This window comes from Streptomyces niphimycinicus, assembly GCF_018883605.1.
GTDB lineage: Bacteria > Actinomycetota > Actinomycetes > Streptomycetales > Streptomycetaceae > Streptomyces > Streptomyces niphimycinicus.
The window spans coordinates 1-9,766 of record NZ_JAHLEM010000217.1 but is presented as its reverse complement, the minus strand read 5'-3'; the positions used below and the strand labels follow the sequence as shown (position 1 = coordinate 9,766).

General features: G+C 71.0%; 10 protein-coding genes and 3 pseudogenes. 10 read left to right on the top strand and 3 right to left on the bottom strand.

Translation table 11 applies throughout. The features are described 5' to 3' along the window. The first annotated feature begins 19 nt into the window (after positions 1–19). Positions 20–136 carry a universal stress protein gene (locus KN815_RS51565; RefSeq protein ID WP_301184604.1) on the top strand — a complete coding sequence of 39 codons (117 nt, stop codon included), beginning with the start codon at positions 20–22 and terminating at the stop codon, positions 134–136. 85 nt (positions 137–221) lie between these two features. On the opposite strand, the gene KN815_RS20200 is transcribed toward KN815_RS51565, so the two are convergent. Together KN815_RS20200 and KN815_RS20195 are read right to left on the bottom strand one after the other, a co-directional pair. After that, the gene (locus KN815_RS20200; protein ID WP_216343346.1) at positions 222–1,241 is read right to left on the bottom strand and encodes a LacI family DNA-binding transcriptional regulator; all 1,020 of its coding nucleotides are present in this window, start codon (positions 1,239–1,241) and stop codon (positions 222–224) included. A gap of 155 nt (positions 1,242–1,396) precedes the next feature. Continuing rightward, a pseudogene (locus KN815_RS20195) lies at positions 1,397–2,089 on the bottom strand (substrate-binding domain-containing protein); the annotation flags it as partial. Between KN815_RS20195 and KN815_RS20190 the strand changes: the two are divergent. The 6 genes and pseudogenes from KN815_RS20190 to KN815_RS20165 form a co-directional block, all read left to right on the top strand. Next, positions 2,021–2,371: pseudogene (locus KN815_RS20190) on the top strand (FGGY-family carbohydrate kinase); the annotation flags it as partial. The pseudogenes KN815_RS20195 and KN815_RS20190 sit on opposite strands and share 69 nt — an antisense overlap. Continuing rightward, positions 2,362–3,114 carry a (Fe-S)-binding protein gene (locus KN815_RS20185; RefSeq protein WP_216343342.1) on the top strand — a complete coding sequence of 251 codons (753 nt, stop codon included), beginning with the start codon at positions 2,362–2,364 and terminating at the stop codon, positions 3,112–3,114. The pseudogene KN815_RS20190 and the gene KN815_RS20185, both read left to right, overlap by 10 nt. 29 nt (positions 3,115–3,143) lie before the next feature. Beyond that, positions 3,144–4,613 (top strand): lactate utilization protein B, encoded by a 1,470-nt coding sequence (locus KN815_RS20180; RefSeq protein ID WP_216343345.1) that lies wholly within the window; start codon positions 3,144–3,146, stop codon positions 4,611–4,613. A 95-nt stretch (positions 4,614–4,708) separates the two neighbouring features. Then, entirely contained in the window at positions 4,709–5,368 is a 660-nt protein-coding gene (locus KN815_RS20175) for a LutC/YkgG family protein (protein WP_216343344.1), read from the top strand. A 165-nt stretch (positions 5,369–5,533) separates the two neighbouring features. Continuing rightward, positions 5,534–5,725, top strand: coding sequence for a hypothetical protein (locus KN815_RS20170; protein WP_093466356.1), 192 nt, complete (start codon positions 5,534–5,536; stop codon positions 5,723–5,725). A gap of 48 nt (positions 5,726–5,773) precedes the next feature. Beyond that, positions 5,774–7,375 carry a penicillin-binding transpeptidase domain-containing protein gene (locus KN815_RS20165; protein ID WP_216343341.1) on the top strand — a complete coding sequence of 534 codons (1,602 nt, stop codon included), beginning with the start codon at positions 5,774–5,776 and terminating at the stop codon, positions 7,373–7,375. 50 nt (positions 7,376–7,425) lie between these two features. On the opposite strand, the gene KN815_RS20160 is transcribed toward KN815_RS20165, so the two are convergent. Continuing rightward, entirely contained in the window at positions 7,426–7,788 is a 363-nt protein-coding gene (locus KN815_RS20160; protein ID WP_216343340.1) for a DUF4180 domain-containing protein, read from the bottom strand. Here KN815_RS20160 and KN815_RS20155 point away from each other — a divergent pair. The 3 genes and pseudogenes from KN815_RS20155 to KN815_RS20150 all read left to right on the top strand — a co-directional run bounded on the left by KN815_RS20155 (position 7,765) and on the right by KN815_RS20150 (position 9,655). Next, positions 7,765–8,076 carry a hypothetical protein gene (locus KN815_RS20155; RefSeq protein WP_216343339.1) on the top strand — a complete coding sequence of 104 codons (312 nt, stop codon included), beginning with the start codon at positions 7,765–7,767 and terminating at the stop codon, positions 8,074–8,076. The two genes, KN815_RS20160 and KN815_RS20155, sit on opposite strands and share 24 nt — an antisense overlap. Positions 8,077–8,888: 812 nt before the next feature. Beyond that, a pseudogene (locus KN815_RS50555) lies at positions 8,889–8,984 on the top strand (carbohydrate ABC transporter permease); the annotation flags it as partial. A gap of 59 nt (positions 8,985–9,043) precedes the next feature. Further along, positions 9,044–9,655, top strand: a complete 612-nt coding sequence (locus KN815_RS20150; protein ID WP_216343343.1) for an IS607 family transposase — start codon at positions 9,044–9,046, stop codon at positions 9,653–9,655. Positions 9,656–9,766 lie beyond the last annotated feature (111 nt).

Genomic DNA, 9,766 nt, shown 5'->3' with positions numbered 1-9,766 from the left:
CCGGCCCGATGTCGACCGGCTGGTCGTCGGCATCCGCCGGCGCTCGCCGGTGGGCAAGGCCCTGCTGGGCAGCGTGAGCCAGCGGCTGCTGCTGGAGAGCCCCGTCCCCGTCGTCGCGGTCAAACCCCCGGTCTGACCGGGCCTCGGCGTCGGGAAGGGCCCCGGTTCCGGGCGAATTCCAGGGGCCCTTCCCGACGCCGAGGAGACCGGTGACCCCGAGGTCAGGCCCCCGGCCGCGCCGCGAACGTCGAATCCCTGACCACCAGTTCGGGCCGGAGGACGATACGCCAGTGCTGATGGTCCGCCGTCTCCTCACCGGTCTCCTCGATGAGCAGCTCCGCCGCCGTACGCCCCATCCGGAACGCCGGCTGGCGCACCGACGTCAGCGGCACCGCGGCCGCCGCCGCGAACTCGATGTCGTCGTACCCCACCAGTGCCACCTCCCCCGGCACCGACACCCCGGCCGCGAAGAGGGCCTGAAGCACTCCGAGCGCCAGGAGGTCATTGGCGCAGAACACCGCCGTCGGGCGCGGTGAGATGCCCAGCAGCCGGGCGCCCGCGTCCCGGCCCGAGGCCACGTCCAGCCGCTCGGCCTCGATATGCACCATCGCCTCCGTCGCCAGCCCCTCCTCGGCGAACGCGCCGAGCAGCCCGGCGCGCCGGTCCTGGCACTGCGGGAGCAGCATCGGACCGCTGACGTAGACCACCGAGCGGTGTCCCTGGGCGATGAGGTGGCGGCCGGCGAGCGCCCCGCCCTCGATGTCGTCGACCGACACCGAGCAGCCGTCGGCGCTGGGCACCTCGCGGTCCACGAAGACGAACGGGATGTCGTGGCGCCGGAAGCCCTCCAGATTGGCCCCGGTGACATCGGCGGGGGTGACCAGCACCCCGCGCACCCGGTGCTCGGCGAAGAGGCCGAGGTAGTCGGCCTCCTCCTCGGGGCTCTGCGCGCTGTTGCACACCATCACCCCAAGACCCGCCTCCCGCGCCGCACGCTCCGCGCCACTCGCCACGTCCACGAAGAACGGGTTCGCCATGTCCAGCACCAGCAGCGCGATGATGCGGCTGCGCCCCGCGCGCAGTTGACGCGCGGACTCCTGACGTACATAGCCCAGGCGCTCGATGGTGGACAGCACCCGGTCGCGCGTGGCCTCGGCGACCATCTCGGGCCGGTTGATCACGTTCGAGACGGTTCCGACGGACACTCCCGCCTGCCGCGCGACGTCCTTGATCCCCACCATGCGTCCCACGACCCGGAGCCTCCGTCTTCCCGCGACCTACCGCGGTCGCGGGAACATGGTAGTGCTCTGTTCGACGGGTCGGGCAGGACCGGGCCGCCGCCGCGGGCCGCTCCCCACCACCTCAGGCCCGCTCCGGGCGGCCACGGGGCCCCGGCTCAGCCGCGGGAGCGGACCAGGCTCGACCCGCGGACGACGAGTTCGGGCTGGAGGACGATCCGCTGGTGGCGGTGGTCCGCCGCCCGCTCCCCCGTCTCCTCGATCAGCAGCTCGGCCGCCATACGCCCCATCCGGAACGCCGGCTGGCGCACCGAGGTCAGCGGCACCGCGGCCGCCGCCGCGAACTCGATGTCGTCGTACCCCACCAGCGCCACCTCCCCCGGCACCGACACCCCCGCCCCGTACAGCGACTGGAGCACCCCCAGCGCCAGCAGGTCATTGGCGCAGAACACCGCCGTCGGCCGCGGTGACATGCCCAGCAGCCGCGCCCCCGCGTCCCGCCCGGACGTCACATCCAGCCGCTCCACCTCGACATGGCGCAGCGCGGACTCGCCGAGCCCCCGCTCGCGCAGGGCGCGCAGCGCGCCCGCGCGGCGGTCGCGGCACTGGGCCAGCCGCATCGGCCCGCTCACATAGGCGACGATGCGATGGCCGAGGCCCAGCAGATGGCGGACGGCGAGTTCGCCACCGGTGACATCGTCGACCGACACCGAACATCCCTCGGCGCTGGGCAGCACCCGGTCGACCAGGACGAACGGAATGGGCTGCCGCCGGAAGGCGGCGAGGTTGCACGGCTGTCCGGCCGTACGGTCCGCGCCGTGCACATCGTCGGCGGCGGTGTGCACAACACCCTGTTGTGCCAGCTCACCGCCGACGCCTGCGGGCTCCCCGTCATCGCGGGCCCGGCCGAGGCGGCGGCCCTCGGAAACGTCCTGGTCCAGGCCCGGGCGGCCGGAGCGATCACCGGTGGTTTGCCAGAATTGCGCGCGCTGCTTCACAGCACCCGGCCACTGAGGCAGTATGAGCCCACAGGTGATCATTCGGCGTGGGACCGGGCAGCCGCCCGGCTAGGGGACGCACAGGTCACAAGGGCCGCCACCGGCCTGGACGACGAGGAGGAACCGTGCGCGTAGCGCTCTTCATCACCTGCGTCAACGACACCCTCTATCCACAGACCGGCCAAGCCGTCGTCACGCTTCTCGAACGGCTCGGCGTGGCGGTCGGCTTCCCGGAGGGGCAGAGCTGCTGCGGTCAGCCGCAGTTCAACACCGGCTACCGCCACGAGACCGAACCGCTGGTGCGCCGCTACGCGGCCGCGTTCCGCGACTACGACTATGTGGTGGCCCCCTCGGGTTCATGCGCGGCGATGGTGCGCGACAACTACCCCCGGATCGGCGCCAAGGCGGCCGCCGAGGGGCGTGGCCAGGAGCTCGCGGACGCGGCGGCCGAGGCCGTCCCCAAGACGTACGAGCTGACCGAGTTCCTCACCGACGTCCTGAAGGTCACCGACGTCGGCGCGTACTACCCGCACACCGTGACCTACCACCCCACCTGCCACGGGCTGCGGATGCTGGGGCTCGGCGACCGCCCGCGTTCGCTTCTCGCCGCCGTGCAGGGGCTGAACCTGGTGGAGCTGCCGGGCGCCGACGAGTGCTGCGGCTTCGGCGGTACGTTCGCCGTCAAGAACGCGGCCGTCTCGGCGGCCATGGGGGCGGACAAGGCGCGCAACATCACGGCGACCGGCGCCGAGGCCGTGTGCACGGTCGACAACTCCTGCCAGATGCACATCGGCGGCACACTCGCCCGCCAGGGCTCCACGGTCCGCCCCGTCCACATCGCCGAGATCCTGGCCAGCACGGAAGGAAACGTCTGGTGAGCGGAACCCACCAAGCCACCTACCTGGGGATGCCCGCTTTCCCGGTGGCGGCCGACGCCTCCACGCGGAACACCCAGTTGCGCGCCAACCTCCGGCACGCCACCCACACCATCCGCGCCAAGCGCGCCACGGCGGTGGCCGAACTGGACGACTGGTCGCCGCTGCGCGCCGCGGGCGCGGCCATCAAGGACCGTACGCTGCGCCATCTCGACCACTATCTGGAGCAGTTGGAGGGCGCGGTCACGGCGGCCGGCGGCCACGTCCACTGGGCGGCGGACGCGGACGAGGCGAACCGGATCGTCACCGAGCTGGTACGGGCGACGGGCGAGCGCGAGGTCGTCAAGGTCAAGTCGATGGCCACGCAGGAGATCGGTCTGAACGGCGCCCTCGCCACCGCCGGGATCACGGCGTACGAGACCGATCTCGCCGAGCTGATCGTGCAGCTCGGCGACGACCTTCCGTCGCACATCCTGGTCCCGGCGATCCACCGCAACCGGGGCGAGATCCGCGACATCTTCGCGGAGAAGATGGCCGAGTGGGGCCGTCCGGCCCCGGAGGGGCTGACCGACGCGCCCGCCGATCTGGCGGAGGCCGCGCGGCTGCATCTCCGCGAGAAGTTCCTGAACGCCAAGGTGGGCATCTCCGGCGCCAACTTCATGGTCGCGGAGACCGGCACGCTCGTGGTCGTGGAGTCCGAGGGCAACGGCCGGATGTGCCTGACCCTCCCCGAGACGCTGATCTCCGTCGTCGGCATCGAGAAGGTGATCCCCACCTTCCAGGATCTGGAGGTCTTCCTTCAGCTTCTGCCCCGCTCCTCGACCGCCGAGCGGATGAACCCGTACACCTCCACCTGGACCGGCACCACGGACGCGGACGGGCCCCGCACCTTCCACCTCGTCCTCCTCGACAACGGCCGCACCGACACCCTCGCGGACACCGTGGGCCGCCAGGCGCTGCGCTGCATCCGCTGCTCGGCGTGTCTCAATGTGTGCCCGGTGTACGAGCGGGCGGGCGGCCATGCCTACGGATCGGCGTACCCGGGCCCGATCGGCGCGATCCTCACGCCGCAACTGCGCGGCACCCAGAGCGAGTTGGACGCATCCCTCCCGTACGCGTCGTCCCTGTGCGGGGCGTGTTACGAGGTGTGCCCGGTCGCCATCGACATCCCGGAGATCCTGGTCCACCTCCGTGAGCGCGTGGTCGAGGGCGGGCCGGTGACCGTCCGTGGCACCCGCACCGTCATCAAGCCCGCCAAGGGCCACGCCGCCGAACGCGCCGCGATGCGTGCCGCCCGCTGGGCCCTGGACCACCCCGGGGTGCTGCGCACCGGCCAGCGTCTGGCCTCCCGCACCCGCCGCTTCCATCCGCGCCGACTGCCCGGTCCGGGGCGGGCGTGGAGCGATACGCGGGAGCTGCCGAAGGTGCCGGAGGAGTCGTTCCGCGACTGGTGGCAACGCACCCGGGGCGGTAGCGGCACGGAGGGAAGGACGACCACATGACCCCGCAAGACCCCGGCAGCCGGAGCGCCCAGCACCCCGGCACCCGAAGCACCCAGGGCCCCGACGCCCAGGACCCCGGCTCCCGGGCCCTGGTCATGGCCCGTATCCGCCGCGCCCTGGCCGATGTGCCGCGCGCCGAGACGCCCGACGCGGTGCCGGTCGAGCGCACCTACCACCGCGTCCACGGCGACCGCGCCCCCGCCGAGACCGTGGACCTGCTCGCCGAGAACCTGGCCGACTACCGCGCGATCGTCCACCGCGCCGACACCCCCTCCCTCCCCGCCCTGATCGCCCGCCTCCTCGCCGATCGCGGCGCGACCAGCGTGGCGGTCCCCCCCGGCCTGCCCGACTCCTGGCTGTCCGCCGTCCCCGACGCGGTGCGCCGGGTCCCGGACACGGCGGAGCTGACCCCGCACGACCTGGACGCGGTCTCCAGCGTGGTGACGGCCTGCGCGGTGGCCATCGCCGAAACCGGCACCGTGGTCCTGGACGCCGCCCCCGACCAGGGCCGCCGCCGTATCACCCTGGTTCCCGACCACCACATCTGCGTCATCCAGGTGCCCGACCAGGTCGTGGACTCGGTCCCGCAGGCCCTCGAACGCCTCGCCCCCGCCCGCCCGTTGACCTGGATCTCGGGCCCGTCCGCGACAAGTGACATCGAACTCGATCGCGTCGAGGGCGTCCACGGCCCCCGCACCCTCGAAGTGATCCTCGCGGGGCCGCCGACCGGGCCGGAAACCGCTGGTCAGAGCTGATGAAGCAGGGGGCGCATGCCCCGGCCGCGGCGGGGCATATGCCATGGGGGCAGGCGAAGGAACACCCGTGCGGGGGATGCGGTCTTCCTCACATACCGCCGGTAACACCGCAGTTGGGCGGTTTAAGCCGGTGCCGTTGTCGGTAGGGGCCTCTACTCTTATGGCATGCGTCCGACTCCTACTCAACAACCTGCCTTACTGACCACCTCCTCCACCGACCAGGCCAATGAGGCGATTCGCGTCTTTCTGCGGGCCCGGGCAGGCCGGGCACTGCGGCCTTCGGAGCGGGCCGAGTACAGCCGGTTGCTGAAGGTCTACACACGGGCGCTGCGCGGCGAGGTGGAGAAGGCCGCCTGAGCGGCACGAGCGGCACGAGCCGACCACATCTGAAAAGCGGGGGGCGCCATGGGGGCTGTGGGCAAGGTCGTCTTCGGAGCGGTGGCGGCGGGGCTTCTGGGCGTCGCCGGGTACGGCGGATACAACCTCTACACGGGAGTGACCGGCGGCGATACCACCGCGCCCCATGACGGTCCGGTGACCGCGGACGAGACCCGGCGGACCGCCCGGGAATTCCTGGACGCATGGGCGGACGGCAATGACATGCTGGCCGCCGGGCTGACCAACGACGCCGAGTCGGCCATCGGCGCGCTGAGCGGCTATCGCGACGACGGCCATGTGCGGAAGGTGACGCTCAGCCCGGGCACGGCCCGGGGCACCATGGTGCCGTTCACCGTCAAGGCCGAAGTGGTCTTCGACAAGACCCGTTCGAGCTGGACGTACGAGTCCCGGCTGACCGTGGTGCGCGGCCGGACGACCAAGAAGCCGCTGGTCGACTGGAGACCCTCGGTCCTCCATCCCAAGCTCGCGGCCGATGAGTCCGTGCGGACGGACCTGGCGGACAATCCGCCGGTGCGGGTGCTGGACCGCGACGGCAAGGAGCTGCGGCAGGGCCGCTATCCCTCGCTCGACCCGGTACTGATCGCGCTGCGGGCGAGATACGGGGCGGACGCCGGGGGCGCGGCGCGGGTGGAGGTGTCGGCGGTCAAGCCCGACGGGACCGCCGGAGCGACGCTTCATGTGGTGAAGAAGGGCACGCCGGGCACGCTGCGCACCACCCTCGACGCCGGGGTGCAGAAGCGCGCCGAGAAGGCGGTGGCCACCCGCGACGGCGCCTCCGTGGTGGCGCTGAGGCCCAGCACCGGGGAGATCCTGGCGGTGGCCAACTCCGACCAGGCCGAGTTCAACGCCGCGTTGCAGGGGCAGACGGCGCCGGGGTCGACGTTCAAGATAGTCACCGCGGCCACTCTGCTGGAGGCGGGCAAGGTCAGCCCGGGCCGCCTGGTGCCATGCCCGAAGACGGCGGCGTACGCACAGGGCATGACGTTCCACAACGTCGAGGACAGCGAGAACCCCGGCGCCACCTTCGCGCAGGACTTCGCGGCGTCCTGCAACACCGCGTTCGTCTCGCTCGCCGGGGCCGTGCCCGATGGCGCGGTGGCCCAGGAGGCGCGGTCCGTGTTCGGCCTCGGGCTCAACTGGCGGGTGGGCGTCACCACCTTCGACGGCGAGGTGCCGGGCGGAAGCGGCGACGACAAGGCCGCCGCCATGATCGGCCAGGGCACGGTCCAGATGAACCCGCTCACCATCGCCTCCGTCGCGGCCACCGCCCAGACCGGCACCTTCAAGCAGCCCGTCATCGTGCCGCGCTCGGTCGACCACCGCGAGATCGCCACCAGCGACCGCAGCCTCGGCCCGGCCACCAGATCCCAGCTCAGGGCCATGATGCGGCTGACCGCGACGAGCGGCACCGCCGCCCGGGCGATGTCCGGGCTCACCGGCGACATCGGGGCCAAGACGGGCTCGGCCGAGATCGACGGCCGGCCCAAGACCAACGCCTGGTTCACCGCGTACCGGAACGATATGGCGGCAGCCGCCGTGGTCACCGGCGGCGGCCACGGCGGGGATGCCGCCGGACCCGTCGTCCGCGCGGTACTCGCGGCGGGCTGAGACTCCCCCTCGGCTCAGCTTCCCCCAGCCCAGTCCCCCTCAGCTCTCCCTCAGCCCTTCAGCCGCTCCCCCAGCTCCTCGACGTCCGCGACGAACCACGTCTGCCGCCCCCGGTTGCACTCACGGACGAAGTCCCGCAGCGCCGAACTGTCCTCCGTGTGACGGGAGATGTCACCGAGAACCACCAGCCCCATGGTGTATTGGCCAAACTTCTGGACGATGTCCCCGGCCACGCGCGTGCTCAGCCGGAAGAACCCCTCGTCGAACCGCTCGGCCGGGATGACGACCCACTGGGCACCCTGGTATCCGGCATTGCCGATGAGATCCAGCGCGTCGCGTTCACCGCCGATGGTCTCGCCCTCGGAGGCGCACATCAGGACGGGGACGTCATGGATCGTCCGCAGATCGCTCATGTCGCCAAGGCTATGGGCGCACATGGGCACGACCGAGCCCGGCTGTACTTCCTCATCCCGTCCGGCACAGCCGCAGGCTGGAACCTGCGGTACGCGGACGTACTCGGAGACGGACCCCAGGCGGTTTTCGTGGGCGTGCCGCCCGTCAGTCGCAGGGAGGGGCCCGGTGTGCACTGGTGCGTGCCACCCCAGCGTGATCAGTACCTCACTGACTCCGTTTTCCTGTACGAGGCGCTGCGCGCCGCGACGCTGGCCGAGTTGGGAGTCCAGCCGGGAGACGAGCGGTGACGAGGCAGATCTGCGGGCACTGCCAGCAGCCGACGGACGAGCCAGTCGTCGTCGGAATGGAGCATGGCGCAAGTGTCGGAGGCCGCACCACGTACGCCTGCCCTGAGTGTGTACCGAGCTTCCCGAGGCAGGTCGATGTGTTCGCCACCGTAGCCGCCATGCGTGCGCGGGAGACCGGGCGCACGATCCGAACAGGACGGCCGTGATGGCCGACACCCCCGAGGTCGCGTTCGCTCTCGTCCTTGAACATGGGATGGACTGCCCTACCTGCCGCACCAGCGACCGCCTTTGCGACACCGGTCAGGAACTGCTGCGCATCCACAACGCCAACCGCTCCGATGCGGCCGCCTCGCACACAGGAGCGCCCGGGCGCTGCGACTGCTGCGGCAGGAATCAGGAACTCTCGACGGTCCACGAGCCCACCCCGACCGGGCCCGGACGGACGCGCTACGTCTGCCCAGGATGCGCGCCCCGGCCCCCAGACCGGGATCACGCTCCGGAGAGCGTCTCCGCCGGGCGGCCGGCGGCTCGGCGCGAGCGACAGCACACCGAATGACGGCCCATCGAACAGACGAGGCGGATCGCCGACTTCCGCTCCCCGTGCGGCTGAGGGCTCCACCTTGTCCGGACGGCCGGGAGCGAGCATCGGAACGCCCCGGGACGCGCACGGAAATCGCGTCCCGGGGGCCTCGTGGGAATGACTACGCCATCGGCGTGCACCAGAGTTCCCTGGCACTCTGACCTTGCGGTCGGGGCCCTTGCCGCGCGCAGTTGGCCGTTGGCCTTCTTGTCCATCCGCACCTGTTTCTTCTGCAACGGCCGTATCGATCGCGCCACTTGTCCCGGACTTCGTGTTCCTCCAGCGCTGGCTGGTGCAAGGTGTGGCACAGACCGGTATCAAGGGCTGACCGAGGAGTATGACATCTAGTGCCTGATTCCTGCCTACTGCTGTCCAGAGTTACGTATGATGGTCAGCATGTACCGGATCAGCGAGTTCGCGGAGCGTATCGGCCGTTCCCCTTCCACCGTTCGCAGGTGGGAGCGGGAGGGCCGCATCGTGGTGCGTCGTACCGCATCCGGTCAGCGGTACTTCAACGACGCCGATGTGCGGCGGGTGTTGCAGCCGGCCTTCGACGAGGCGGCCCGCAAGACGGTCGTGTACTGCCGAGTGTCCTCACCTGGACAGAAGGACGATCTCGCCTCCCAGATCACGGCGATGGAGGAGTTCTGCCGGGGGCGTGGTCTGGCTGTGGACGAGTGGGTCCGCGAGATCGGCGGCGGCATGAACCTCAAGCGGAAGAAGCTCCTGGCTTTGATGGATTCCATCGAGCGGGGCGAGATCGGCACACTGGTCATCGCGCACACGGACCGGCTTGCCCGGTTCGGGTTCGAGTACCTGGAGTACGTGGCGGACAAGAACGATTGCACGATCCTGGTGGCGAATCAGGAATCGCTTTCCCCGCAGGAAGAGATGGTTCAGGATCTTCTCGCGATCGTGCACACCTTCTCTGGCCGCCTGGACGGGCTGCGGAAGTACGAGAAGATCCTCAAGGGCGAACTCGCTGGTGGCGGCCGGTGAAGGTCACCCGCATCGCCTACAGTCGCGGCCTCAACCAGGGGAAGTACGCCCAGCTCAACGAGCAGGCCATGCGGCTCGGTGGCGTCAGGTCGCTGGTGTGGCGCCAGTACG

What these genes read in the sequence shown, in the direction of transcription:
- KN815_RS20180 (WP_216343345.1), top strand. Translation starts at nt 3,144, where the DNA reads ATGCCCGCTTTCCCGGTGGCGGCCGACGCCTCCACGCGGAACACCCAG.
- KN815_RS20165 (WP_216343341.1), top strand. Translation starts at nt 5,774, where the DNA reads ATGGGGGCTGTGGGCAAGGTCGTCTTCGGAGCGGTGGCGGCGGGGCTT.
- KN815_RS20200 (WP_216343346.1), bottom strand. Translation starts at nt 1,241, where the DNA reads ATGGTGGGGATCAAGGACGTCGCGCGGCAGGCGGGAGTGTCCGTCGGA.
- KN815_RS20150 (WP_216343343.1), top strand. Translation starts at nt 9,044, where the DNA reads ATGGTCAGCATGTACCGGATCAGCGAGTTCGCGGAGCGTATCGGCCGT.
- KN815_RS20160 (WP_216343340.1), bottom strand. Translation starts at nt 7,788, where the DNA reads ATGAGCGATCTGCGGACGATCCATGACGTCCCCGTCCTGATGTGCGCC.
- KN815_RS20170 (WP_093466356.1), top strand. Translation starts at nt 5,534, where the DNA reads ATGCGTCCGACTCCTACTCAACAACCTGCCTTACTGACCACCTCCTCC.
- KN815_RS20175 (WP_216343344.1), top strand. Translation starts at nt 4,709, where the DNA reads ATGGCCCGTATCCGCCGCGCCCTGGCCGATGTGCCGCGCGCCGAGACG.
- KN815_RS20155 (WP_216343339.1), top strand. Translation starts at nt 7,765, where the DNA reads ATGGATCGTCCGCAGATCGCTCATGTCGCCAAGGCTATGGGCGCACAT.